The organism is Sinorhizobium fredii (genome assembly GCF_002944405.1).
Taxonomy (GTDB): domain Bacteria; phylum Pseudomonadota; class Alphaproteobacteria; order Rhizobiales; family Rhizobiaceae; genus Sinorhizobium; species Sinorhizobium fredii_C.
Window position 1 is genome coordinate 1,554,738 of record NZ_CP024310.1, and the last position, 25,637, is coordinate 1,580,374.

Sequence of the window (25,637 nt, forward strand, 5' to 3'; positions counted from 1 at the left end):
ACTCAGCTCTTGCTCGCCGCCTTGATCATTGTCGCGGCGCGCCGGATGCCAAGCTGGTATCCTTCTGTTCCAAGGCCGCAGATCACGCCGTCCGCGCGGTGCGAAACGAACGAATGGTGTCGGAAGCTTTCGCGCTTGTGCACATTGGAGATGTGGATCTCGATCACAGGTCCTTCAAATGTGTTCAGAGCGTCGAGGATGGCGAGTGAGGTATGGGTAAAGGCTGCCGGATTGATGACGATGCCCGCACCGTCCTCGCGCGCCTCATGAATCCAATCGATGATCTCGTATTCCCGGTTGCTCTGATGAAAGCGGATTTCATGACCGAGTTCGGCTGCCAGTTTGCGGCAGTCCGCCTCTACGTCTGCGAGCGTTTCATGCCCGTAGATGTGCGGCTGGCGTTTGCCAAGCAGGTTGAGGTTTGGTCCATTGAGAACGTAGATCAGGCTCATAGCATAGTGTCCTTCTCGAGCACGTCGTCCTGGTCAGACGAACGTGATTGCTTGAACAGCAAAATCAGGGTCCGACTCGTAGAGATCTGCGCGCAAGCCGAGCCTTCCCGCTTCGAGAGCAGGCGCGGCGATCGTCCGCGCGGCGTCGAGAACGGCAGTGAGGAGCTTCTGCTTGGTCTCTGCAGTACGACCCGGTGCCATCCGCACGATGATTTGGATGAAATGACTATCGACATGCTCATCGCCCACGCAGGAGTGTGTCGCCTCCCGCGCAAGCGTGCGCACGGCGGAAGGTTTCACTAGGCCGCCGTCGCGAACGCAGCGATGCACGGTCAGCGTGAGCCGGTCCATGGCTACGTGCTCGCCTGCGCCCCGACTATAATCGATGATGATATGCGGCATTGGGATCTCTCCATTAAGCCGACAGGCGGCACAAGTCCATGAAGTGACGGGACATGCGCTCTGCGTCGGGTGCTATCCCGGTGAACAATTCGAAAGCCGCTGCTGCCTGGTAGACGGTCATGCCGCCGCCACGAAGGGTCCGGCAGCCTTTTCTTTCGGAGAGAGCAAGGAGCTCTGTGACGAGCGGCATATAGACGATGTCGGCGACCCAATGCCGTGGCAGAAGCCATTTTGGGTCGATCGGCAAGCCAGGATGGCTCTTCATACCCGTGGGCGTCGCGTGGATAAGGCCGTCCGCGGAGCCCAGGGCGCTGCCGACATCCGTCGTGGCGCGCGCACAACCCCTTGAGAACCGATCATTCAACTGCCCAGCCAAGTTTTCTGCCCGTGTCGGATCCTGGTCGAAGATCGATAGTCTCTCAATACCGAGCTTCATTGCGGCATGCGCCACGGCGACACCGGCGCCGCCGGCGCCAAGCAGGACGGCATGCGACTTCGCGACGTCCGGAAGGCCGCGCCGGAAATTCTCGTAGAAACCGTACCAATCAGTGTTGTGGCCGATCCTCTCGCCGTCACGAAACACCACGGTGTTGACCGCACCGAGCATCTCTGCATCCTCGGAAAGGCGATTGAGGTGGGCGATCACCGACTGCTTGCACGGATGTGTAATGTTGCTCCCGGCAAAACCGCGCCGCTCCTCCTCGTCTAGGAGGTCCGGCAGCGCCGAGGCAGGAAGGCCTCGCTCGGCCAGGTCGAGAAGCTCGTAGCGGTAATCGAGGCCCTGATGTCGAGCTTCCGTTTCGTGGAGAGCCGGGGACTTCGACATTTGAATGTCGGCCCCGATCAGTCCCACGAGGAATTTCTTGTCGCGCATTGGTATCGCCTTCGGACGTCAGTGGTGGGCAAGGATTTCGCCGAGGAAGGTTTTTGTGCGTTCGTGCTTGGGAGACTTGAAGAAGACCTCCGGTTCGGCCTCTTCGACGATTTCTCCGGAGGCCATGAAGATGACGCGGTCAGCGACCTGACGGGCAAAGCCCATTTCATGAGTGACACAGATCATCGTCATGCCGTCACGGGCGAGGCCGATCATGGTGTCGAGCACCTCCTTCACCATTTCGGGATCGAGGGCAGAGGTCGGTTCGTCGAAGAGCATGACCTTCGGCTCCATGCAGAGCGCGCGAGCGATGGCAACGCGTTGTTGTTGCCCGCCGGATAGCTGCGCAGGATACTTTTCAGCCTGGTCAAGGATTCGAACGCGTTCGAGATATTTTCGAGCCAGTCGCTCTGCGTCAGCGTGGCTTGTGCCTCGAACACGCATCGGGGCGAGTGTACAGTTCTGAAGTACGGTCATGTGCGGGAAGAGATTGAAGCTCTGGAAGACCATTCCCACTTCGCGCCGTATCGCATCGACGGATTTGGTGCTTCCGTCCAGTACCTGACCCTCGACGACAATCTTGCCGTCCTCGATCGTTTCGAGGGCATTGATGCAGCGGATTAACGTCGATTTTCCGGAGCCTGACGGCCCACAGAGGACGATTTTTTCGCCTTTGCGGACCGACAGACTGATGGATTTCAAGGCATGGAAAGCGCCGTACCACTTCTGCACATCCTCAAGGGAAATCAGCGTCGGTTGATCGTTTGCGGAATTGAGCACGGAACCCTCCATTTGGGCTTTAATTGACGGTGAACGGGATGTTCGGAATGGATTCAGGGAACTGCGGCAGATCGATCGCCATCCACTTCTTGGTGATGGCGGCAAGCTCACCATTGGCCTTGATCTTCTCGATGAAGGCGTTGACGGCTTCGTTCCAGTCCTTCTCGCCGAGACGGGTCCCGACTCCGTTGTAGGTCGTCAGAAAGTTAATCTTGCGCTCAAAGGTGCCGGCACTCGCCGCATCCAGCCGCTGACCATAGAACTGGTTGCCGCCAACCGCCTTTACCTGTCCGGAGATCAAAGCCTGGATGGTTGCGGCGTCATCATCAAACCGGCGAACCGTTGCGGTGGATCCGACGGCGTCCGTTACTGCCTTATCCTGCGAACTGGACTTCGGAACGCCGATCTCCCATCCCGCAACGTCTTCAGGCTTCGTAACCGTGTCGGATTTCGCGGCATAAAGCGAAATCGTGTTGGCGGCGTAGGGCTTGCTGTATTGAATTGATTTCGCTCGCTCTTCCGTCATTGCCATCGTTGCGAACAGGATGTCGACTTTGCCGGTCGTTAGCGCGGGAATGCGGTTGGCAACGGCGAGCGGCTGGAATTGAACCTTAACGCCCAACTCCTTTGCAAAAAGGTTGGCGACGTCAGCGTCGAAGCCGTCCTGCTGGCCGCTCGTATTGACGAAACCCCAAGGCGCGTTGTCGCCCTGGATGCCGACGACCAGCGTGCCCTTTGCCTTGATTTCTTCTACAGTTGCCGCAGAGGCGGCGGCAGCGCCGACGGTTGTGAAGGCAACAGTTGCCAGTGCAAGTCCGAGAAAATTCCGACGATTGGTATGCATAAGTATGCTCCTCCTCCAGGGTTTTGCTTCCAGCGAAGCGGTTAGCGGGCGGCTTTCGCCATCCGTTTTTCGAGGCCACTTCCGGCATGGGAGAGGGGCCAGCAAATGATGAAGTAGATTGCGGCGACGATCCCGAAGACGAGCAGCGGACGATAGGTCTGGTTTGAAATGATCTGGCCGGCGCGAGTCAGTTCAATGAAGCCGACGATTGCTGCTAGCGACGTGCCCTTGATGAGCTGGACAAGGAAGCCGATCGTGGCCGGCATCGAGATTTTCAGGGCCTGCGGCAGGATGACGTCTTTCATCCGCGAGACATAATGCAGACCGAGGGCGTTGGCGGCTTCCGTCTGGCCCTTCGGCACAGCCTCGATGGAGCCGCGCCAGATCTCTCCCAGGAAAGCACTGGCATGGAGCGTGAAGGCGATTGCGACCGCGATCCACGCGTTGACCTCGATGCCCAACAGAGCAACGCCGTAATAGACAACGAAGAGCTGCATCAGAAGGGGCGTGCCCTGGAAGATGCCGATATACCCTGCGGTGATCGTCCGGAAGACCTTCTTCTTCGAGGTGCGCAGCAGCGCTATCAGGATTCCGAATATACCCCCACCGATGAAGCCCACGATCGCGAGCAACACGGTCCACTTCAAACCCTGCATCAAAAAGAAGAATTCATTTTCGCCGATGGGACCCATGGCTGCCTCCTATCGCGTCGGGTAGTTGAAGTAGTGGCGAGAAATGAGGGCAAAGAGGCCCATCATCAGCGTCGAAATAACCAGGTAGATTGCGGTCACCGTGAAATAGACTTCGAAGCTGCGGAAGGTGTCAGATTCAATGCGCTGAGCGGCCGAGGTCAGTTCGTAGGCGGCGATTGACGTGCAGACAGACGTTGTCAGTGTCAGCATGATGAACTGGCTTGTGAGCGAGGGATAAATCGCCCGCAGCGCCGGCTTGAGCACGATGAGCCGGAAAACGTCCGCCTTGTGCAGACCAAGTGCGAAACCTGCCTCGATCTGGCCGCGCGACACGCTCTCGACCCCGCCTCGGATGATCTCGATTGCGTACGCCCCGCCATTGATGCCGAGGGCAATGATCGCAGTGACGGTCGGATTGAGGCGTATGCCCATGAGAGGAAGGGCAAAATATATGAAGAAGATCTGCACCAGGAATGGCGTATTACGCACGACCTCGACGAAGAGGATCACGGGAGTGCGTGTCATCTTGCTCTTGGAAGACCTTGCAACAACGCCCAGGAGTCCTATGACGAGTGCGAGGACCATCCCAGCCAACGCAAGGCCAAGCGTTCCAAGCGAGGCCCATAGCAATTCCGGGGCGCGGTCGAGGACCGCACCGAAATCAAACGTATAAGTCATGTAAGACTTCCTCCCTCCGACCGGCTTACGCCGCGTCGGCGCCGGATCAATGATCCGGTTTCAAAATTCCCAGTGCGCTGTCATGCAGATGTTTTAGATGTGCCTCCGGGTCCACCGGCCCGACGAGTGGCACTTCAACCGAGATAGCAGCGCCGTATTCGGTTGCCGCCCAGAGGTCCTTCAATGGCAATTCGCCTTCTCCAGGAGCGAGCCTACCGCTTCTCGCCTCGGCGATCATTGCGTCCGTTGTTTTGGGAGCAGGCCCGCGGACGTCGCAAAGCTGGACGTGTTTTACCTTCCCTGCATTTCCGCGAAGCTCGTCGATCGAAGCGCCGTTTCGGAAGAAGTGAATCCCATCAACGAGGGCACCGGCGTTCTCTGCTCCACAGGAATTCACGACCGCAACACTGTCGCCAAAGGTTCTTACCGTCCGCCAGCCCATGTTTTCGATGTCGACTGACATTCCATATCGCGCCGCGAGGGCGCAAAACTCAGAAAGGTTTGTGGCAAGACGGTCGCCGTCTCGATCATCGCCGCAAACACTCAGCCGGCGCGCTCCTATGTTCGCAGCGGCTGCCACGGTCGCCTCATGGGAGGCCGCAACGAAGCTCTCATCGATCACGAAGAACTCGATATCAAACACCTTGATGCCTTCGCCATCGGCAATTGCCTTGAACTCCTGGGCACTTTGGCTGCCCACCGGCAACTCGTAGAAAGGGGCTCCGGGAAAGGCGGGGTGCAGACGCAGACCTATCGACGCAAAACCCGCCCGAGCAGCTATCACGGCGAATTCTTTGGGCGGCAGCGCGATGGATGAAAAATGCGCCACGCCCAGTTCAAGGCCCGGTCTTGGCTTCGCGACGGTCATCACAAGATCCCCTTTGTCGCGAGGTGATTGCGCAGATTGGTTCCCGTGCGGTGAATATGTTGACGCAACATATCGCACGAATAGTCCAGATCCCGCGCGACGGCTCCCTGAGCGATCTCGCTGTGCTCCTGGCTGACGTTGCGGTCACCCGACGTGCGGGTCAGAAACACCCGGCGATAACGGTCGTTGAGATTAAGAAGCAATTTGCAGAAATGGAGCAGGATCGGCTTCCCGCAGCCAGATATGAGTGTCAGATGAAATTCGCGGTGGAGCTCTTCCCAGCGCTCCAGTGTCTCTGGCCGAGCCGCGTCACGCTCGGTGCGGTTAAGGCGATGCAGCGCGCGCATGACGTTGCCTTCCCACTCCACATCGCCGAGCCGCATGGACTCGCGAAGCGCAAAGACTTCAAACTCTTCGCGCAGGGTGGTGATCTCTTCCAGATTGGCCAAGGAAATTGATGAAACGCGGTAGCCGCGATTGTCCTCGAACTCCACTAGACCGTCCGATATCAGCCGCGCCAACCCTTCACGCAGCGGACTGAGGCTTACGTTGAACGTCTTGCGCGCCTTGTCGAGATTGATCTTGCTGCCGGCCTGAAGCTCGCCGGAGATGATCGCTTCACGCAGACGGGATGCAAGCTGGCTCCCAATTGTGTTTTTGCCGTCATCGAGAAAGCCAGAAGACGATGGAGCATCTTCTGCCGTCGGAGCAAATGCGCCGTCGTCATCCGGTATCATTGTTCCTCCCAAAGCTCCTGAACTAATTGTCGATGATCGATATAATAAACGATTATTCGTGTCAATCTGAGTGCACTGAAATCTGCAAAAAAGCCAAGCCTATCTTCCCTGATGCAGATAATACGTAATAATATCAACGCATCGCGTGCCGCTGCGCTTCTTCTCTCGGCTTATTGGCGCCGCGATAATGTACGGAGCGCTTGACAGATAATCGATTATTCGGATAGTCGGGGAAATCGGGAGGTAGCCCACATGGTGATCAAAACTGAGAGCGATCTGACGCCAGCCGTCCTTGCTGTGATGCATCGCACTGAAGACCCCCGCCTGCGAGAAATCCTTGTGGCGATCGTCAAGCATCTTCATGCCTTCGTGCGCGAGGTTCGACTGACGGAGGTCGAGTTTCGGGAGGCTACAGCCATGCTGAATGAGATCGGGAAGCTGCATACTGATCACCACAACGAGTTTGTGCTGATGGCGGGTTCTCTTGGCGTGTCTTCACTTGTCTGTCTGCTGAACAATGGCGACAGAGGACAGACTGAGACCTCCCAGTCGCTGCTCGGCCCATTCTGGCGCCTCAACTCTCCGCGAGTCGAAAATGGCGGGACGATTATCCGATCCGAAACGCCGGGCACTCCCTTGTTCGTGCATGCCAAGGTCGTTGACCGCGACGGTAAGCCAATTGCCGGCGCCGAAGTGGATGTGTGGCATGCATCTCCCGTCGGTCTTTATGAAAACCAGGACCCGGACCAGGCCGAGATGAACTTGCGCGGCAAATTCATGACCGACGAGCAAGGCCGGTTCTGGTTCAGGACCGTCAAGATGGTTGGCTATCCGATACCGGTCGATGGCGTGGTCGGACGCCTGCTCAAAGCTCAGGGACGCCATCCATACCGACCAGCGCACCTGCACGCACTGATCTTCAAGCACGGATACAAGACGCTGATTTCCCAAGTCTTCGACCCCAGCGACCCGAACATCGACTCCGATGTTCAGTTCGGTGTCACGGCAGCGCTGACCGGCGACTTCACTCGTCATGAGGAGCCTCATCCGACCGAAACGGATATTCCTGGTCCGTGGTTCTCGCTCGACTACACCTATGTCATGGAGCCCGGCGAAGCCGTTTTGCCGCGTCCCCCGATCAAATAAATCACAATCAGCAGAGCAAACGATATGATCACCGAAGAAGAACGCCTGGCCGCGGCAGACGCGCTGCTCAAAGCTGAAATCGAGCGCAAGCCGATCATACAGCCTAGCGAGACCTACCCGAACCTCGAACTCGAGGACGCCTACCGGATTCAGGCTTTGTGGGCGGAGGCGAGGGTGGCCAAGGGCGCACGGATCGTCGGGCATAAGATCGGCCTGACGTCACGCGCCATGCAGATGGCCTCGAAAATGACGGAGCCGGACTACGGCTGCATTCTTGACGATGCGCTTTATAATGACGGAGCGCAGATCAAGGCTGACTTGTTTATCAAGCCGCGCCTGGAGGTCGAGCTGGCCTTTGTTATGGGTGAGGATCTCGTCGGGCCCGGCACCAGGATCTATGACGTCCTGCGTGCGACCGAGTTCGTTGTCCCGGCACTCGAGATTATCGACTACCGGACCGAAGTCCCCCGAGCGATCACCGACACCATTGCGGACAACGCGGCTTTCGGCGCCATCGTCGTTGGCGGTCGTATAATTCGACCGATGGACATTGATATCCGCTGGGTCGGAGCGACTCTTTCCAAGAACGGCATCATCGAGGAGTCGGGCGTGTCGGCGGCGATCATGGGACATCCGGCAGCTGGCATCGCTTGGCTGGTCAACAAACTTCATGCTGTGGGCGGTGGCCTGAAGAAGGGACAAATAGTCCTGGCCGGCTCCTTCACGCGTCCTGTCGATATCGCAAAAGGTGATGTCATTCAGGCCGACTATGGCCCTGTTGGCTCCATCGGCGTGTCATTCGTGTGAGGTGCTAGATGGAACATCCTGTCAATCGGTTCAAGCGGAAGCTCCTTGCTGGTCAAAGTCAGATCGGCCTGTGGTGTGGCTTGCCGGGAAGCTACGCCGCAGAAATCGTCGCGCCTTCAGGTTTCGATTGGCTCCTGTTCGACACGGAACATTCTCCGGCTGACGTTCTGACCGTGCTGCCGCAATTGCAAGCGGTCGCACCATACGACGTTTCCCCAGTCGTCCGCCCGGCCATCAACGACCCCGTTCTCATCAAGCGTTTCCTGGATATTGGCGTTCAGACACTGCTCATTCCCTACGTTCAGAACGCGGAAGAGGCGAAAGCCGCAGTCGCGGCCGTGCGATATCCTCCGGATGGTATCCGTGGTGTTTCTGCCTTGACGCGCGCCACTCGTTTCGGCCGAGTTGCGAACTATGCGCAAAATGCGGAACGGGAAATTTGCCTGTTGCTGCAAGTTGAGACGCGGGAAGCGCTTGGCAACCTCGAGTCGATTGCGTCGGTAGAGGGAGTGGACGGCGTATTCGTAGGACCGGCAGACCTGGCAGCGAGTTTCGGACACAGGGGCCAACCGAGCCACCCGGAGGTGGTCGATGCAATTGTCGACGCGATTGAACGCCTGAAAGCGTTGGGCAAGCCTGCAGGCATTCTTACCCCGGATGAAAAGTTCGCGGCACGGTGCATCTCGCTCGGAACACTATTTACTGCCGTTGGTGTCGATGTCGCTGTTCTAGCAAGGGGATCGGAAGCACTCGCCGCACGATTTGCATCTCAGGGAGCGTCCCACGATGTCGCAACGTGATGAAATCCTTACTGAAATCGCACCGACAGGAGTCATCAGAGCGGCGGTCAACATGTCGAATGCCGCACTTGTCCAACTCGATCCAGTGACAGGCGTTTTAACAGGGCCGAGCGCGCAGATCGCGATCGCACTTGCGGCAGAACTCGACTGCAGTTTGTCGCTGGTCCGATACGGATCGGCAGCTGACATTCTTGCGGCTGCCGAAGACAATGAGTGGGACGTTGCATTCATTGCTTCCGATCCGTCACGTGCCGACAGGTTCTCCTTCTCGCCCCCCTATACCACGGTGACCGCCAGTTTTCTGGTGTCAGACAGTAGCCCGCTAGGCAGCGTCGAGCATGTCGACGTCAAAGGAGTACGCATTGCCGCCGCCAGAACCGCTGCGTATACAAAGCAGCTTGAGCGACAGGTTAGAAATGCAATTGTCCTCCATGCCGAAAATCCCGCCTCCGCCCTGGACATGCTTGTATCCTTCCGGTGCAATGCGGCTGCGGGCTTGACCGAGTCTCTGTCACGCTTCTGCGAAGAGAATCCAGGTTTCCGCATTGTTGATGGGACATTCTCGAAGGTGCCTCAGGCGATCGCTGTGCATCGGAGGTGCGTTCACGCTTCAACCTTCCTGTCGGACTTCATCCAACAGCATTGCCGTGCGGGTAAGTTTAGCAATTGAAGCAGTTGGCGGCACATGCGAGGGAGCCAGGTCGAGGGGACGCGACACGTTAACTCCCGAACAGTCAATTGGAATCCTCTTTCCTCTCAAGCGTTCAGACTCGGAAGTTCATGTTTCGTTGAGCCTTTGAGTAGGATGTCGAGCAACTCTTGTCCCTAAGGGTTGGTGGTGGCCGCCCCCTTGGGCGTGTGCTTCGTGGTGCTGGCGCAGCAAATCCTTGCCTAGTCGTTGCCATACGGCGGTGATGACGACTGCATGGATGTGCCCGCGCGTCGGCCACGCCCCGCCGCGAGAATGGCCTAGATCGGCGCTCCTCCCCCACAGCACCATGACCGCGCCAGGTAAACTGCGAGCTCCATCCGACCGACTGGATGAGCATCATCAGGCGACGCGCAAGCCGGTCGGCGGTCTTTTTTGCCGAGTTGTACCATCCCGTCAGGAGTACCAGCTTCATGCCTGGACGATCACTACCGCCATCAGCTTGCCGGGAAGAGCTTCGACGCAAGCAACAGGGCGGCAGTTAAAATTCGTCCTAGTACGGCCGACACGAATGGCTGAAAGGTCCCCGCTTAGCGGCCGATTCGCTCGTTCGCTCGAATTTCGGCTCCCCACCCGACTGAGACAATCGAAAGCCGGCAACATGCCAAAAGCGGGATGTCGACTTCTATCCTTCGCCGAGAACGGATTCGGACCGGCGACCGTGGATGAATTGAGATTGTGATTTCAACCCTCTGCGCCGGCGGACAGATTGGAGCGATGACTGCATCTTCGTTCGCCATCAACCTTGAGAAGCCCGCCCTGTTGCTCTATATGATGCGTGATGATTGATGCGTAAGTGGAGCGGATATGAGAACGACCCTGGCGATCGACGATGATGTTTTGATCGCAGCGAAGGCGATGGCAGCCCAGCAGCGTCGAAGCGTCGGCGAGGTCATTTCCGAGCTGGCGCGGCGTTCTCTGCGCCGGCCGCGCGGTGGCGGCGAGCGCAATGGAATTCCTCTCCTGTCACCCCGGCCGAATGCGCCACCGGTGACGCTCGAAATCGTCAACGCCTTGCGTGACGAACTGCCGTGACTTTCCTGCTCGACGTCAATGTGGTGATCGCCCTAATCGATCCGGGTCACGTAGCGCATGATGACGCGCACGAGTGGTTCGCGTCCAATGGACAGACCGCGTGGGCCACTTGCCCCACTACCGAAAATGGTGTCATCCGGATCGTCGGAAACCCCAAATATCCCAATTCTCCCGGTTCGCCGTCACTCGTGATGGAGGTAGTCGGAAAATTGCGGTCGCTCCCCGGTCATAGCTTTTGGCCGGATGATGTGAGCCTTGTCGGGTCAGGTGATATCGCTCCCGCGAAGATCCTGACTTCGGGGCAGGTAACTGACACCTACCTACTTGCCCTCGCCAAGGCGCGTGGGGGCAAGCTGGCGACATTCGATCGCAAGCTATCAGCAGCGGCGGTCACAGGGGGCAATTCCGCCTTGCACCTGATCACTACGAAGAGGTCGTGAGTTCCCGTTGAGACGTTATGCAATCTTCTGTAACGGGCTTTGCGTCAATCCCTTGTGAGCTTAGTCCCTCGCCGAGTGCTTTCTTCTGTCCGCAGTCGGCGCCGGGCAGCTGCTCTATGGGTCAGCTGAGGACCGGTTGGCCAATCTTTTTTGAGGCGCAGTCACCGCGTGCCGCCTTGCGGCTTTGACCGAGGCGGGCGTCACCCCAGAAGTCGCCACAGCTCTCCTCGACATGTATGCATCGCGCGCGGGCGCGTCACCCGCCAGGAGAACAATGAGCATTGGCACGGCTCAACACCTTTGGCAGTCGCGCTCAAGCCACAGACGCTCGCTCAACCCGGGGGATGTGCCTATCGAAGATGGAGCAGCGACGGATTTGAATTCGACGTGATCGAGCATGGCCCGATATTCGGCGCCGTGATCCGTTTTTAGCTGCGCTATGGTTGGTGTACGCATTTTCGGCTGCACGCCTGTCGGCTTGGCTCTCCGCTCATTCGACTGAGGAAAGAGCCGACCCATCCCGGTTATTGCGATGTACGAGGGCCTGGGCCATTAGTCGACGATACCCGATGGCGAAGGACCAAGTGATTGTGATCCTATGTTCGCTCTGAAAAATAGCATAGCTGCTCGACGCCCGGACGTGTGATGCGGATCGACTTTTAGCAGCGGGCCGCGTTAGGCAAGCCAACGATCTACAGCCATTGGCGAACGCCTCCGAACTCGCTATGGCCGCCTTGATGTCCGGAGATCCGGGCATCTTCTCAGGAGTCGGGACAAGCCTGCGAGCGGCGCTCGCGGGGCAGATGCGATCGCTGAACCAGGCCTTTAAGACCACCAGAGGGGCGCCAAATCGCCACGACGCTCGTGCCCGCCGACTCCAAAGCGAATTCACCAAAACCTTCCGCAACCAGGTCATCCTCTCGAGCCGCGAGGCCGGTCGCGCCTTGTTGCCCCAGGTGCCGCGCGAGGAGAGATTATGTTGCAGCACGACCTCGAGGTACTGCTCGACATGAATTACGGACCCGTCTTCTACCGGCTGCTTGTCGGGCATCGTTCACTCGACACGGGCTTCGCCGACAGCATCGTCGCGATTGCCTTGGAAGCAGTGGCGACCCGCGAAGAAAGGTAGAAAACGAAGCGGAACCAAATCCGCTCGCACAACCGATGTTACCGGTCCGTTGCGGCGAGTACCGACTAAAAGGCGACCGATGTCTTCCTCGTAGATCGTGCAGAGCGCGTTGCCTTCGTTGAGATCCAGGTCCGTCAAGGCCAGCAGCGAGGCGCGGACAAGCGTCCTGGTTGGAAAGTCTCAGCTTCGCTTCTGGACAGAAAGCGTAAAGCTCGTCGTCGGAACGGCACCGCGCGTGGCTCCCTCGAGCCAGGCTTCGTATACTCCGCATTGGACTTATATTAGACCCCTCATGGTGGCGGATGGTTCCAATCAAAACGGCGACAGAGCCTGCACAGAGGGGCTAGTCATGGCGGGCTAGTAAAGCCGCGCAAGTCCTCCCGTTCCCCGCCAGCAATTTGGATGCTGCCGGCGACGTGGCCAACCGGTTATTTATTTTGATCTTCGGCGCGGAGCCGATGCTTTCGTCGCCAGTCGGCGGGCAGCCGGCTCAACCGCTCTGGCTTGTTCGGCGTCCCCGCTAGCGGCCGCCATCTCGGTGTGCGCCTCGGCCATGATCTCGCCTTAGCCTTCACCGAGGTCCGCAACAGCGACCCTGCCTTGATCATAGGCAACCAGTCCGGGCACAACTCTTCTACCCGTAGGCTGAGCAAGGAACTCGATCCGTTTCATAAATGCGCTTCCGTCGAACCTTTTGGACATTGTCAATGGCCCGTCGCCGGAAGGCGCTGCGTGGAAGAAAATCTCAAGATTGACTACAGGTATCGGACGCATGCTGCGCAGAAGATCAATCTCCGGTCGCGTCGTTACGGCCAAGGAGCAATTATCAGAACGGAGTGCTTCAAAGACTTCCGGCACCGTCGACACTGCGATCGACTCATGCCCACGCTCCGCCAGTTTCGTGGCGATCATATTGGCCGCCGCCTTGGGCAGAAACACAAGGATTTTGTTGGGACGAATGGCTTCCAAAGATGGCGAGTTCCTCATACGGAGACGAAGAATTTAGCCTTTGCCTGTGCAAGAGTGTGTTTGGTTTTGTGTGATTTTGTTGCGGGCCTCGCCCACTCGTCCCAAAGGACGGGACCTGGCGACTTAGCGGGCTCGATGATTTGCCACCCCGAACCGCTCCGGAAGCACCCGGTCGCTCTCGCGCGCCTCGTTGACGCGATCGGGTATAGGGGCTTGTGGGATCACACAGCGCAGCCAACGTGGCCAGTCGTTCGCTTAGGCGCGGCGCCGCTCGCCGCATGCCCTTCGGTAGGAAAATCCATCTGTGCCGCGAGACCTTGCGGCGCTCTGTTCAGGAGTTCGATCGTGCCGCCATGTGCCCGCACGATGTCGTCGACGATCGAGAGCCCGAGACCGAACCCCCCGCGGTCGGTCGATGTTCGCGCCGTATCGGCCTTGAAGAAAGGTTCGAGCACCCGGGTACGCAAACTGACGGGAAGGCCCGGGCCGTCATCGATGACGCATATTCTCAGGCTCCCATTTCCAAGGATCGAAAGCTCCACCGATATTTCGTGAGCGAACTTGGTGCTGTTTTCGACGAGGTTGGTGATCGCACGTGCCAGTGATCTCGGCTTGCAGCGATAGGCAAAGCGCTCCGGTCCCACATATCGCACATTGAAGCCGACGTCGGAGAAATCGGAACAAACAGTCGTCAACAGACTGGGCAGGTCGGCATTGACCGGTTTCTCGGCCGCCATCTCCTTGCTGAGATAGCTGAGCGTATCGTTGACCATGTCGCTGAGAGCTGAGATATCGTTCAGCAACGCTGCTTTCAGCTCCGGCTGCGTCGAGCGCTCCGCCCGCAGCCGCAGTCGCGTCAGTGGTGTACGGAGGTCGTGGCTTATTGCGCGCAGCATGCGCGTGCGGTCATCGATCATGCTGCGAACGCGGCTGCGCATGTCATTCAATGATTTCGCTAGGGTTCGGATTTCGGCCACTCCGCCTTCGTTGAAAGGCCTGTCGGGCCCGTCATCGGGCTTCAAGGTTTCTGCGGCCTGCGCAAATTTAAGAAGGGGAGCCGCAATCACCCGTGCCGCATAGAGCGACAGAAGAACCACGGGCAGGACAAGACCCATCAGTTGCAGGACGATGCTGACTTGCTGATCGCTGATCCATGCATCCGGAGGCGGTGGCGCAGGGAGGAACGCCAGAGCCCGGTCATCACCGACCCCGACGACCAGCACATCGTGTAGTTTTCCAGCGGAAGTCTTCGCCCGGAAAGCCGTTGCGAAGCTGGCTGGCAGATTGTTCTGCACAAGATGGCGGACATCCTCAAAGGAGATGTCCGTATCTGCCTGCTTCAAAAGCTCCGCTGCCGAAACCTGTTCGACCCGAAGCCCTGTCCCGGACGTGGCGTCTAGAATCGCCGCTCGTTGCTCTGCGGACGTGGACGCTCGAACCTGATCGACGACCGTCTCGATCTTCAAGGCCGTCGTTCTGGCATACGAAACACTCTCCAGATCGTCACGCAAGAGCAATTCGGAAATTACACCCAGCATGACGAGGCAGATGACGGGGCCGACAGCCAGGGCCGCAATCTGTCGGCGGATCGACCCAGCTTGAAAGCGTGCAAACATCAGTACGCCTCGACTTTGGGCGTGAACACGTAGCCGCCGAGCCGGACCGTCTTGATCAGGGTCGGCTCCCGAACATTGAATTCGATTTTCTGGCGAACTCGGCTGATGTGAACATCTATACTGCGTTCGACCGGACCTGCAGCACCGGCATGGGTCAGCCGGAGAAGCTGCTCACGCGTCATGACGCGACCGGGATTCTGGCAGAATGCGAGGAGAATATCGAACTCGGCCGTCGTCATCGAAACGTGCACGCCCTCCGGATTCACGAGTTGCCGCAGGATCGGATCGATCTGCCAACCGGCGAACTGCATGGCTGTCTGCTGCGGGGGGGAGATCGCTCCGTATGAGGCGCGCCGCAACAGCCCTTTTATTCGCGCCATCAATTCCCGCGGATGAAACGGCTTGGTAATGTAGTCGTCAGCTCCAAGCTCGATGCCTACAATGCGATTAATTTCATCGCCAAGTGCTGTGAGCATCACGATCGGAATGGTCGACGAGGCCCGCAGCCGCCGGCATATGCTGAACCCGTCTTCTCCCGGCAGCATGCCATCGAGCACAACCAGATCGAAGGACTGCTTCTTCAGGATTGCATCCATGTTAGCGGCTGAGCCAACCGCAGCAGCTTCGAAACCATTCTCCGTCAACATTTCGATGACCATCGCAGCGATCTCGTCGTCGTCCTCGACAAGAAGAATGCGAGGCACTGTCTCTGGCGCGATGAGATGTTGAGCTGTCATGTGGTTGCTCTTCAAGGGTGTGATCGAAAGCTGGGTTGAGGCACGATGTTTCATTGTCGCCAAAACACACCCAAAGTCACGGGTGAAGATATTTTGATATGTTAAGCTAAAGCTGGACCGTAGCGAGGCGCCACCACTCCGTCGGCCGCGCGACGATCATCGATACCGAAATCACCGGCTGGCCACACCATGACGAGTATTGGACCGAGCTTGTCTGAACGGATGGCTGGCCTTGAATTGTTCGGGTGCAGACAACTGGTCTGCACACTCACGCGGAAGCTGTGCGGACTGTTGCGAATGAGTGTCGTTCTGCACTCATTATCTGCGTTTCGCTCTGTTAGGCAGGACCCGCGGGGCCAGCGGCATCGCCACGCCAACATTTCTTAACATCAGAAAACCCAAGTTAACGACGTCGTCCGGGATAGTGCGGCCGCGAGAGGTATGACGCATTCCGCGTTGAACACTCTCTCGATCAGCCCCCAGGAGCGAGTTCGAATGTCATTGACCAAGTCCTTTTTAATCCGGCCGCGTGTCGCCATAGCTGCGGGTTTCGCGGTGTTTGCTTGCCCCCTGTTGCAGGCACGCGCTGCCGACCTTTACGAGAGCGAGGCGGCCGCCATTCCACCGTCAGGGAGCTTCGACAACGGACGCTTCGGTGGGATACGCCAGAAGCTTTCGGACTGGGACGTTATGGTCGGCGCCGGAGCCATCTATGCGCCAAAATTCGAAGGATCCGACGAGTTTGAACTCGTCCCCATTCCTATGATCTCCGCAACCTTCGGTGATCGCGTCACCGTCGATCCTGGCGGGGTGGCCGTCGACGTGTTCAAGTCCAACGGTTTCAAGTTCACGGTGAAGGGCGGCTACGACATGGGAGGGGGGCGCGATGAAGACGATTCCCCTCACCTTAAGGGCCTCGGTGACATCGACGCCGGCGCTGTCGTTGGAACGCAGATCTCGTATGAACTGGGGCCCATGGAACTTTATGCGTCTGTCGACAAAACGATTGGCGGCAGCGACGGTCTGCTCGGTGAAGTCGGAGCGAATGTCTCCCATCACCATGATCGCTTTATCCTTTCCGCGGGCGCTTCCGCGACATTCGCCGACGACAACCATATGGAGAGCTACTTTGGGGTAACGGCTGCCCAGTCCGCACGGTCAGGCTTGCGGCAATACGATGCAGGCGCGGGTCTCAAGCGCGTCGACCTCGAAGCCTCCGTGACCTACATGGCGACGGAAAACTGGCTGATCCGAGGCCAAGCAGGTGTCGGCTTCCTGACCGGCGACGCGAAGGACAGCCCGATCGTTCAGGACGATGTGCAGCCGTCAGCGATGTTGGTCGTCGGTTACAAGTTCTAGGAGACCAGCAGACAACAGCAATTCCGCTGGTCTCCCTGCATCGGGATCGGCGGAATTTCTGTGGCCGGCACAGCGCGACCCAGATCGTCGCGTTCGGCGACCAGCGTGCCTGGCGTCCCTGCCTTCGGCCTCCACAGAAAGACCGCTAGCCGTGCGGCAGTCTCCGGACGAGCACCGGAACCACGAACGAGGCTGCGAGCCGCAGTCGACAGACCGGCGACCGTGGCATTGGCCGGCACGATGCGGGTGATGGTCGCGTGAACAACGAGATCGATATTCTCTTTCCTTTCCATAACACGGTTGAATACTTATCAGGGCAATGCGGGGAAGCGCCCCCTGCTAAGTGAGGGAAGACGGGTGCGGCTATCGCCACTGCGCCATCTGTGTGGCTGCCGGCGTGTCGGTGAACGAGGGCCTGTCTTTCCACAGGCTGTCGCTTGCCATTCTTGCGTACCCCAAGTTGTAGACCGAGCGCATGTAATTCGTATTGAATGGGTCGGTCATGTCGTAGGAAACCTGCGCATCGATCGAAGCCATCCGAAACCGAATGCCGGTCTTTTGGGCATAGGCGTAGGTAGCCAGCAGCGCGCTGCGTGTCTGTGCCTTGATGAGGAGTGAACTCGCCCTCGCCATGACGATCAACGTATTGTTTGTGGTCATGGCGAATTCCGGCATGAGGGCGTTGTTGACGAGAATGTACATGTTGAACTTAGGCCCTTTGGGCCATTCGTCCTCTTCTGCATTGGCAATCCACCCCTCCGGGATGGTCAGGATCTGGGAGGCTGCGCCTCCGTCGGAGTGCATCTCCTCAAACATTCGCCCACCGGCTTGGGCCTTGATGAGCACAGCGGGATAGAGGCCCGGGATGCTGGCCGATGCGATGATGATGTCCCGGAAGAGTTGCAACGCGTCGGGCCGGTTGCTGTCGGCGATGGCACCCATGTTCCAGATCACCGCTCTTTGGGAATCGAGGTTCGAGGTCAAAACGAGCAAGCGCCGTCCTTTGCGATGCTCCACGGCGATTCTCGCCAGTGTGTCGTGCGTCAGATACCGTTCGACCATTTTCCGAAGCGGTTCCTGGTTGAGGAGACTTGCGCCCAGCAGCCCCCTGGGCAGAAATCTCACGTCGACCAACTCCTGGGCGACGCCGCTTGTATAAAGATCGACCAGCGCCTTGTCGTAGGCCGGCCCGAGAAAGGCATAAGGTGCAATCAACGCACCCGTGCTGACGCCGCTGACCATGTCGAATTCGGGCCGTTGTCCCTTGTCCGACCAGGCCTTCAGCGCTCCGACACTGAACGCGCCCCCGGCCCCTCCGCCCGACAATACGAGGTAGTTGATTTCCTTGTGTCTCAGGATAGGAAGCCAAGCACGTCCCTGGGGCAAACTTCCACGCGAATCCGCGTAAATGCGGATATCGCCAAACCCCTCGACACTGGCTGCCGATGCGGCTTTTGGCCCGTAAGGAATACGGCCCGGCGCCATACAACCAGCAAGAAACGCCAACAGGAGGATAGCCAGCAGTCGAGGCATATCTGTAGCCTCTACCTGCAATTCCGACGAGACATCAAAGCGTCCGCCAGCCGTCCACCAGCCGCCGTGAATGCCGCTTCCGCTTCGAAGCCTGTTCGCCCGACTTGGTGACCGCAGTAGCAAACCTTCATAGTTCACAGCCAGATTTCTTCGAGATATCTCTGGCGGAACTAATCGATTCTGTCGTTGGCTTGGGTTTCCTCTTGTTAAGAGTTGTTAAGCCGCATCCGCAGGAGCAACGGCGGATAATACGATTGCACGAGTAACTCTGGAGCCCGGAGTGCCTTTCTGCCCGGTACCGCCCGACATCAAACTTAATCTATCTTAATCGATCTTCGACCCCGCCTCACATTCGATCCGCTACATCCCGTGCAGAAAGTAAGGGATTGTGAGTGCAGTAAATGAAGGCGGCCCATCGTAGAATCGTCGACATCGGCAGCATTGCGGCCTGCCTAGTCGTCTCAGGCTGCACGGTCGTAGCCGATCTCAGGAAACCCGACGTTGAGATCGCAAATGTCTGGCATGCGACTTTCCCGCATGGCGGCCGGACCAGTGATCTTGTGTCCTGGTGGTCGACCTTCAGCGATCCGTCGCTGACAACGCTCGTCGCAATGGCACAAGCCAAAAGCCCCGGCCTGGAAGCCGTAGCAGCTGAGATCGAGAGCGCCCGTGCCACGCTGGCGTCCACACAATCGAACCTCTTTCCGGGGCTCAGCGGCTCGGCTTCGCTCGCGCGCTCGGGCGCTGGCGGCAACGGTGCCAGCGAAGCTGCGGCCTCCACGATGACGAGCGGCAGCCTCGACGCCGCCTGGGAGCTCGACCTGTTCGGCAAAGTGCGGCAGAAAAGCGAGGCAGCACGGTTGAGGGTTGACGAAAGGATCGCCGATTGGCACGGCGCGCGCGTATCGCTCGCCGCCGAGGTGGCGGACTATTATGTGCAATACCGTGCCTGTCGGCAGCTAGAGCGTACCTATACTGCCGAAGTAGCCTCGCAGCGCGAGACGATCCGGGCAACCGAGACGGCGGCGGCCTCTGGCTTCACGTCGAGCAGCGACCTTGCACTGGCCCGGGCGAGCGCTGCGGCCTCAGCCTCGACACTCACTGCGCAGCGCGCCGAGTGCGAACTTCTTATCAAGTTACTCACCCGCCTTACCAGCGGCGACGAGCCTCGTGTGCGCAATCTTCTGGCGAAAGGCTGGTCGGACATTCCGACGCCGAAGACCTTCAGCGTCACGGCCGTGCCAGCCGATGCCCTGCGGCAACGCCCTGACATCAACGCGCTGGAACTCGAGGTCGCCGCTTCACTCGCCGAGGTCGGAGCGGCAAAAGCAGACCTCTATCCGAGCCTCAGCCTCGGCGGCTCCGTGACGATCGGCAGTTCTTCGCTGACGGGAACTTCGGCGCCCTGGTCCTTCGGCCCGGCCCTTTCAATCCCGCTCTTCAACGGCGGTTCGCGCCGCGCGGCGGTGGCAAGCGCGGTAGCCGCCTACGATCTGGCAGTGGCCGCCTACAAATCAGGCGTGCTGGATGCAGTCGCCGAAGTCGAAGCCGCGCTCGTGCGGATCAACAGCACGCGACGGCGCATCGGCGACGCGACGGTCGCGGCGCGCAACTACCGCGCCTATTTCAACGCCGTGGATTCAAACTGGAAAGCGGGCGGCGCGAGCCTTCTCGACCGTGAGACCGCCCGGCGGTCGGCGCAGTCGGCAGAACTCTCGCTCATCGAGATCCGCCGCGACTCGGTACGCTACTGGATCGCACTCTACAAAGCACTCGGCGGCGGCTGGAATACGAGCGCCGCGGCCTCCGGAACTCTCCAGAAAAAATCAAAAGGAAATCAGCTCTGATGCGAGCGAAACCCCTTGTTGTTGCCCTTTTCCTCGGTGTGAAGCTCGTTTCGGCCGCGGCGCCTGTGCTCGCGCAACAGAACGAGGCAGCAGCGCTTACCGTCGCCGTAGCAAAGCCTGCAGAACGCCAGTGGCCTGAGACGATACCGGCCAGCGGCTGGCTGAAACCATGGCACGAGGCGGTCATCGCTGCGGAGATCGATGGCCTGCGTGTGACCGATGTCCTTGTCGATGTCGGATCGGTCGTCTCTCGAGGTCAGCCCCTCGGCCGACTTGCCGACGAATCGGTGCGCGCTGAACTGCATTACCAGGAGGCGGCGCTGGCAAGCGCCAGGGCCGACCTCGCCAAGGCGAGGGCGAATGCCGGCCGGGCACGCAAGGTGGAGGGAAGCGGCGCGCTTTCGGATGAGAAGATCAACGAATACCTGATCGCCGAGCAGACGGCGATCGCCGGTGTCGAATCCGCCGAGGCCTCGCTGGAAAGCCAAAAGATCAAGCTTGCCAAGACAACCATCCTGGCCGCGGACGATGGGCTGATCACATCCCGCTCGGCCCAGCTTGGCGCGGTCGTCTCCTCCGGCACGGAACTGTTCCGCATGATCCGCCAACAGCGCGTCGAATGGCAGCCGGAAGTGTCTGCACGCTATTTGCCGCGCATCAAGGAAGGCCTGGCCGCTACGTTCGTCGGTCCCGGTGACCGACGCGTCAAAGGGACAGTTCGGCTCGTCGGCCCGACCGTCAGCACCGATACCGGACGGGCACTCCTCTATGTGGCGCTGCCGCAGGAGGCGCGCCCTCCCATCGGCCTTTACGTCACCGGTCAGATCGAACTTGACACCACGGCGGCGCTAACCGTGCCCGAGACGGCGCTGATCCTGCGTGACGGCATCTCTTACGTCTTCACCGTGGACGCAGATAAGCGCGCTTCCCGCGTTCGTGTGGAAACCGGCCGCCGCAATGGTAGCGAAGTGGAGATCCTCTCGGGCCTCGACCGCTCGGCCGAGGTCGTGATGGCGGGCGGCGCTTTCCTTTCAGACAAGGCCTTCGTCCGCGTGGTCGGTGACGCGCTCGTTCAGCTCGAAGAGGGAGAAGCCCGATGAACTTTTCCGCCTCGTCGATCCGCAATCCGGTTCCCGCCATCCTGCTGTTCATCCTGCTGACCGTCGGCGGCCTGCTCGCCTTTGACCGGCTCGCGGTGCAGAATTTTCCCGACATGGACCTGCCGACGATTCAGGTCAGTGCCACGCTTGAAGGTGCCGCACCGGCCCAGCTCGAAACGGACGTCGCGCGCAAGATCGAAGACAGGCTCGCCTCACTGAGCCTCCTCGACCACATCACGACGAAGGTCTCGGACGGGAGCGTCACCATCAATGTCTCGTTTCAGCTCGGAAAGAGCAGCGAGGAAGCATTGAGCGAGGTGCGCGATGCCGTCGACAGCGCGAGCGGCGACCTGCCTTCCGAGATGCAGGCACCGGGCGTGACCAAGGCGACGGTGCAGGGCTCCGCTCTCCTCACCTATGCTGTGCGCTCCACGCGCCTCAACGAGACGGAACTCTCCTGGTTCGTCGACAACGACATGACGAAAGCCCTGCTTTCCGTACCCGGCGTCGGCGAGGTCAGCCGGATCGGCGGCATCGACCGTGAAGTGCACATCGACCTCGACCCCCCGATCATGAGCGCGCTCCGCCTCAGCGCGGCGACAGTTTCCACACAGCTCAAGTCCGTGCAGTCGGACACATCGAGCGGCCGGGCCGAGATCGGCGGCGGCAAGCAGGGGATACGCACGCTCGGCGCGGTTTCCTCGATCGAGGAACTGAAGGCGCTCGCGATCCCGCTTCCGAGCGGCGTGTTGGTGAGGCTGGACGAGATCGGCGCAGTGACGGACAGTTTTGCCGACCGGTCGTCGATAGCCTATCTCGATGGCGAACCCGTGATCGCTGTCGAGGTCAAACGATCGAACGGCTTTTCGGACACGGGGGTTGCGGCCGCCATCGACGCGGCCATGCAGGATTTTGCTGCCTCCAATCCCGATGTCGAGATCGTCGAGGCTTATAGCACGGTCGGGCCGATTGTCGAAAATTATGCTGGCTCGATGCACATGCTCTACGAGGGCGCGATTCTCGCGGTCGTGGTGGTCTGGCTCTTCCTGCGCGACTGGCGGGCGACTTTTCTCTCGGCGGTGGCGCTGCCGCTATCGGTCATTCCGACCTTCCTTGTAATGTATCTGGCGGATTTCAGCCTCAATACGGTCACGCTGCTGGCGCTCTCGCTCGTGGTCGGCATCCTCATCGACGATGCCATCGTCGAGATCGAGAACATCGCGCGCCATCTGCAAATGGGAAAGCCGCCGAAGGAGGCTGCGCTCGAAGCTGCCGATGAAATCGGCCTTGCCGTCATCGCCACGACCTTGACGCTCGTCGCGGTCTTCCTGCCGACCGCCTTCATGAGCGGCATTCCAGGCCTGATCTTCCGCCAGTTCGGCGTGACGGCAGCCGTGGCGGTTCTCGCCTCACTGGTCGTCGCGCGCCTGCTCACGCCGATGATGGCCGCATACATCATGAAGGCGCACCCCGTCGAGGCAAAGGATGGCCGGATCATGCGTGCCTACATGACCGTCGTCAAAACCTGCCTGCATCATCGCAAGCTGACCATTCTCGGCGTTTGCTTGTTTCTCGGGCTCTCCCTCTCGATGATTCCCATGCTCAGCACCGGTTTCCTGCCTCCGTCGGACGACGCGCAGACGCAAGTCACCCTGACACTGCAACCCGGCAGTACGATCCAACAAACGGACGCGACCACACGGCGAGCGGCGGATATCGTTTCCGATCTGCCGGACGTCACACGCGTGTTCTCCGCGGTCGGTAGCGCCTCGTCAGGCGACCTTATCGCTTCCTCGGCGACAATCGACACGGCGACCGCCGCACTCGTCGTCGACCTAAAGAAGATCGGCCAACGCAGCCGCAAGCAGGCCGAGATCGAAAACGACATCCGGCAGGCGCTTGCCGTTGTTCCAGGCGCCAGGATCGAGGTGGGCACGGGCGGCAATGGCACGACGCTGGACATCACGCTCGCGAGCGACGATTCCAATGCACTCGACCGGGCGGCCACAACGCTCGAAGAGCAACTGCGCACCCTCCAGGGCATCGGCGCGGTGTCCTCCAGTGCCTCCCTCCAGGCCCCGGAAATCCAGATCGTCCCGGATCTCGACAGCGCCGCCGCCCTCGGCGTCACGGCAGAAGCGATTTCAGAGGCGGTCCGCGTGGCAACGAACGGAGATTATTCTTCCGCGCTCGCCAAGCTCAACTTGCCACAGCGCCAGCTTCCGATCCGCGTCCGATTCGATCCCAGAAACCGGACGGCACTCGACGACATCGCCAATCTGCATGTGGCCGGCGTCAGGGGCAGCGTCGATCTCGGCTCGGTCGCCGACATCCGCGTCGACGGGAGCCCGTCGCAGATCAGCCGCATCGACCGCTTGCGAAACGTCACGCTGTCGGTCGAACTCAACGGCCGCATCCTCGGTGAGGTCTTTCGCGAGGCGCAGGCATTGCCCGCCCTGCAGAACCTTCCGGACGGTGTCAAGCTTGTCGAACAGGGGGAACTGCAGCGAAGCTCCGAACTCTTCGACAACTTCGCTATCGCAATGTCGATCGGCGTGTTCTGCATCTATGCCGTGCTGGTTCTGCTGTTCCATGACTTCTTCCAGCCGTTGACGATCCTGACGGCGCTTCCGCTGTCGCTGGGGGTGCCTTGCTGCCTCTGGTGCTGACCGGCACGAGCTTTTCGATGCCGGTGGTGATCGGCCTACTCATGCTGATGGGCGTCGTGACGAAGAATTCGATCCTGCTCGTCGAATACGCGATTATGGGGCGGCGCGGCGGCATGTCTCGGTTCGACGCCCTCGTCGATGCCTGCCATAAGCGAGCCCGCCCAATCGTGATGACGACGATCGCCATGAGCGGCGGCATGTTTCCGGTGGCCGTGAGCCTTAGCGGGGGCGATGCGAGTTTCCGTCAACCGATGGCGATCGTCGTCATCGGCGGCCTCATGACCTCCACGGTACTCAGCCTCATCGTCATCCCCATCATCTTCACCCTCGTCGACGACTTCCTGCTGCTTCTCAAGCGGATCTTCCAAGGAAGACTAGAGGAAGGACCGTTTACCTGCTCAATTCCTCTCAAAAAATTCAAATCTTACACGGAAGTAGATCAATGACCCACTCTGCAACACGGCCGGAACGGCCATTCAGACAGAAGGTGAGAATTCTGCTGCTCTGGGCGCTCGCGACGGCCTTCGTGATCCTCAATCTCATCAGTCGCCCCGTTCGCCCAGGCTATAGCCTGCTCGAAAGTATTCTTGAGCAGGCCGGTACCTTGTTAGTCATCGTTGGGGTGATCGGCCGGATCTGGTCGATCCTCTACGTGGGCGGAAGAAAGAACGCCGAGCTCGTGACCCAAGGCCCTTACTCGATCACCCGCAACCCCCTTTACTTCTTTTCTCTGATGGCGATCTTCGGAGTTGGTCTGGTGTTCGGTTCAATTATGGTAGCGGCATTTTTTACCATTCTGGCGTATTTCATTTTCTTGTATACCGCGAACCGAGAGGCGGCATATCTGTCGCGCGTCTTTGGTAAGGAATTCGACGACTACGCCCGTGGCACGCCGCTGTTTTGGCCGGACTTTTCAGGTTTCCAATGGGGCCCGGAACGGAGCTTTTCGCCCAGAGCGCTACGAGTGACCGTGCGCGACGCACTCTTCATTGTGGCGCTCGTGCCGGTTTCCGAGTTCTTCGAGTACCTCCACAGCCAAGGCTATTTGTTGGCCGCGGTCACCTTACCCTAATCAGCCGTCGGACGCCCAAAGCCTCCCCGTGTCACGTGCAGGGGCGGCTTCAAGGCCAGAACTTGGCGCATCATGCCCATTCAGCTCCCGTCGTCCGACTTCCGCTGTCCACCCGACTGCGACGTGACCCTGAACCGGACCGATCGACCCGTTGCGGTCGATCAACTATCTTTTGGCAATCGTCCGTTCTGCACCTTGTGGCGGACCTAAATGCGTTCAACTGCCGAAACCGCTGCCTCCACTGCCAGCGCGCTTATTGGCATTCCCGTCCCTCCTGATGCCATTCATGAAGACATCAGATTTTTTTCAGATTCCGATCGGGATTTCGGTCCTACCCTCCGG

Annotated in this window: 24 protein-coding genes and 2 pseudogenes; 12 read left to right on the forward strand and 14 right to left on the reverse strand. The window is 59.4% G+C overall.

Annotated elements, in window-relative coordinates; translation table 11 throughout:
• Nucleotides 1-2 precede the first annotated feature (2 nt).
• The 9 genes from aroQ to NXT3_RS30885 are packed head-to-tail and all read right to left on the reverse strand — an operon-like array spanning nt 3 to nt 6,327.
• A complete protein-coding gene (gene aroQ / locus NXT3_RS30845; protein WP_026617243.1) occupies nt 3-452 on the reverse strand; it encodes a type II 3-dehydroquinate dehydratase in 450 nt (149 codons plus the stop codon).
• Between the two features lie 33 nt (nt 453-485).
• Nucleotides 486-854 (reverse strand): 5-carboxymethyl-2-hydroxymuconate Delta-isomerase, encoded by a 369-nt coding sequence (locus tag NXT3_RS30850; protein ID WP_104841322.1) that lies wholly within the window; start codon nt 852-854, stop codon nt 486-488.
• A gap of 13 nt (nt 855-867) precedes the next feature.
• A complete protein-coding gene (locus NXT3_RS30855; protein WP_199773430.1) occupies nt 868-1,728 on the reverse strand; it encodes a shikimate dehydrogenase in 861 nt (286 codons plus the stop codon).
• An 18-nt stretch (nt 1,729-1,746) separates the two neighbouring features.
• Nucleotides 1,747-2,520, reverse strand: a complete 774-nt coding sequence (locus NXT3_RS30860) for an amino acid ABC transporter ATP-binding protein (RefSeq protein WP_050988191.1) — start codon at nt 2,518-2,520, stop codon at nt 1,747-1,749.
• A gap of 7 nt (nt 2,521-2,527) precedes the next feature.
• The gene (locus tag NXT3_RS30865; protein ID WP_097539892.1) at nt 2,528-3,352 is read right to left on the reverse strand and encodes a transporter substrate-binding domain-containing protein; all 825 of its coding nucleotides are present in this window, start codon (nt 3,350-3,352) and stop codon (nt 2,528-2,530) included.
• Nucleotides 3,353-3,393: 41 nt separating this feature from the next.
• Complete coding sequence (locus NXT3_RS30870; RefSeq protein ID WP_037390103.1) at nt 3,394-4,044, reverse strand: amino acid ABC transporter permease; 651 nt, start codon at nt 4,042-4,044, stop codon at nt 3,394-3,396.
• Nucleotides 4,045-4,053: 9 nt separating this feature from the next.
• Nucleotides 4,054-4,722 (reverse strand): amino acid ABC transporter permease, encoded by a 669-nt coding sequence (locus NXT3_RS30875; RefSeq protein WP_097527419.1) that lies wholly within the window; start codon nt 4,720-4,722, stop codon nt 4,054-4,056.
• A 46-nt stretch (nt 4,723-4,768) separates the two neighbouring features.
• A complete protein-coding gene (locus NXT3_RS30880) occupies nt 4,769-5,590 on the reverse strand; it encodes a sugar phosphate isomerase/epimerase family protein (RefSeq protein ID WP_104841324.1) in 822 nt (273 codons plus the stop codon).
• Nucleotides 5,590-6,327, reverse strand: coding sequence for a GntR family transcriptional regulator (locus NXT3_RS30885; RefSeq protein ID WP_097527417.1), 738 nt, complete (start codon nt 6,325-6,327; stop codon nt 5,590-5,592). The genes NXT3_RS30880 and NXT3_RS30885 overlap by 1 nt, the downstream gene beginning before the upstream one ends.
• 252 nt (nt 6,328-6,579) lie before the next feature.
• Between NXT3_RS30885 and NXT3_RS30890 the strand changes: the two genes are divergently transcribed.
• The 7 genes and pseudogenes from NXT3_RS30890 to NXT3_RS33430 all read left to right on the forward strand — a co-directional run.
• Complete coding sequence (locus tag NXT3_RS30890; RefSeq protein WP_104841325.1) at nt 6,580-7,473, forward strand: intradiol ring-cleavage dioxygenase; 894 nt, start codon at nt 6,580-6,582, stop codon at nt 7,471-7,473.
• A gap of 24 nt (nt 7,474-7,497) precedes the next feature.
• The gene (hpaH, locus tag NXT3_RS30895) at nt 7,498-8,280 is read left to right on the forward strand and encodes a 2-oxo-hept-4-ene-1,7-dioate hydratase (protein WP_097527415.1); all 783 of its coding nucleotides are present in this window, start codon (nt 7,498-7,500) and stop codon (nt 8,278-8,280) included.
• Nucleotides 8,281-8,288: 8 nt separating this feature from the next.
• A complete protein-coding gene (hpaI, locus tag NXT3_RS30900; protein ID WP_097539886.1) occupies nt 8,289-9,080 on the forward strand; it encodes a 4-hydroxy-2-oxoheptanedioate aldolase in 792 nt (263 codons plus the stop codon).
• Nucleotides 9,067-9,750: a transporter substrate-binding domain-containing protein gene (locus NXT3_RS30905; protein WP_104841326.1), complete on the forward strand. Its 684-nt coding sequence runs from the start codon at nt 9,067-9,069 to the stop codon at nt 9,748-9,750. Before hpaI ends, NXT3_RS30905 begins: the two co-directional genes overlap by 14 nt.
• Before the next feature lie 846 nt (nt 9,751-10,596).
• Nucleotides 10,597-10,824, forward strand: a complete 228-nt coding sequence (locus NXT3_RS30910; RefSeq protein ID WP_037415848.1) for a hypothetical protein — start codon at nt 10,597-10,599, stop codon at nt 10,822-10,824.
• The gene (locus NXT3_RS30915; RefSeq protein ID WP_097527412.1) at nt 10,821-11,264 is read left to right on the forward strand and encodes a TA system VapC family ribonuclease toxin; all 444 of its coding nucleotides are present in this window, start codon (nt 10,821-10,823) and stop codon (nt 11,262-11,264) included. The genes NXT3_RS30910 and NXT3_RS30915 overlap by 4 nt, the downstream gene beginning before the upstream one ends.
• A gap of 666 nt (nt 11,265-11,930) precedes the next feature.
• Nucleotides 11,931-12,393, forward strand: a pseudogene (locus NXT3_RS33430) (TetR-like C-terminal domain-containing protein); the annotation flags it as partial.
• Nucleotides 12,394-12,957: 564 nt separating this feature from the next.
• On the opposite strand, the gene NXT3_RS30925 reads toward NXT3_RS33430, so the two are convergent.
• The 3 genes from NXT3_RS30925 to NXT3_RS30935 form a co-directional block, all read right to left on the reverse strand.
• A complete protein-coding gene (locus NXT3_RS30925) occupies nt 12,958-13,362 on the reverse strand; it encodes a hypothetical protein (protein ID WP_234819585.1) in 405 nt (134 codons plus the stop codon).
• Nucleotides 13,363-13,583: 221 nt separating this feature from the next.
• Complete coding sequence (locus NXT3_RS30930; protein ID WP_097527411.1) at nt 13,584-14,978, reverse strand: ATP-binding protein; 1,395 nt, start codon at nt 14,976-14,978, stop codon at nt 13,584-13,586.
• Complete coding sequence (locus NXT3_RS30935; RefSeq protein WP_050988190.1) at nt 14,978-15,715, reverse strand: response regulator; 738 nt, start codon at nt 15,713-15,715, stop codon at nt 14,978-14,980. Before NXT3_RS30935 ends, NXT3_RS30930 begins: the two co-directional genes overlap by 1 nt.
• Before the next feature lie 495 nt (nt 15,716-16,210).
• Here NXT3_RS30935 and NXT3_RS30940 point away from each other — a divergent pair, with 495 nt between their 5' ends.
• A complete protein-coding gene (locus NXT3_RS30940) occupies nt 16,211-17,074 on the forward strand; it encodes a MipA/OmpV family protein (RefSeq protein ID WP_423828019.1) in 864 nt (287 codons plus the stop codon).
• Here the strand turns inward: NXT3_RS30940 and NXT3_RS32200 are convergent.
• Together NXT3_RS32200 and NXT3_RS30950 are read right to left on the reverse strand one after the other, a co-directional pair.
• The gene (locus NXT3_RS32200) at nt 17,071-17,367 is read right to left on the reverse strand and encodes a hypothetical protein (RefSeq protein ID WP_199773431.1); all 297 of its coding nucleotides are present in this window, start codon (nt 17,365-17,367) and stop codon (nt 17,071-17,073) included. The genes NXT3_RS30940 and NXT3_RS32200 overlap by 4 nt on opposite strands.
• A gap of 70 nt (nt 17,368-17,437) precedes the next feature.
• Nucleotides 17,438-18,745, reverse strand: coding sequence for a patatin-like phospholipase family protein (locus tag NXT3_RS30950; RefSeq protein WP_234828220.1), 1,308 nt, complete (start codon nt 18,743-18,745; stop codon nt 17,438-17,440).
• 263 nt (nt 18,746-19,008) lie between these two features.
• Between NXT3_RS30950 and NXT3_RS30955 the strand changes: the two genes are divergently transcribed.
• The 4 genes and pseudogenes from NXT3_RS30955 (at nt 19,009) to NXT3_RS30970 (ending at nt 25,295) form a co-directional block, all read left to right on the forward strand.
• Complete coding sequence (locus NXT3_RS30955) at nt 19,009-20,454, forward strand: efflux transporter outer membrane subunit (protein WP_104841327.1); 1,446 nt, start codon at nt 19,009-19,011, stop codon at nt 20,452-20,454.
• Entirely contained in the window at nt 20,454-21,554 is a 1,101-nt protein-coding gene (locus NXT3_RS30960) for an efflux RND transporter periplasmic adaptor subunit (protein ID WP_097527408.1), read from the forward strand. The genes NXT3_RS30955 and NXT3_RS30960 overlap by 1 nt, the downstream gene beginning before the upstream one ends.
• Nucleotides 21,551-24,669, forward strand: a pseudogene (locus NXT3_RS30965) (efflux RND transporter permease subunit). The gene NXT3_RS30960 and the pseudogene NXT3_RS30965 overlap by 4 nt, the downstream one beginning before the upstream one ends.
• Nucleotides 24,666-25,295 carry a methyltransferase family protein gene (locus NXT3_RS30970; protein WP_104841328.1) on the forward strand — a complete coding sequence of 210 codons (630 nt, stop codon included), beginning with the start codon at nt 24,666-24,668 and terminating at the stop codon, nt 25,293-25,295. Before NXT3_RS30965 ends, NXT3_RS30970 begins: the two are co-directional and overlap by 4 nt.
• The last annotated feature ends 342 nt before the right edge of the window (nt 25,296-25,637 follow it).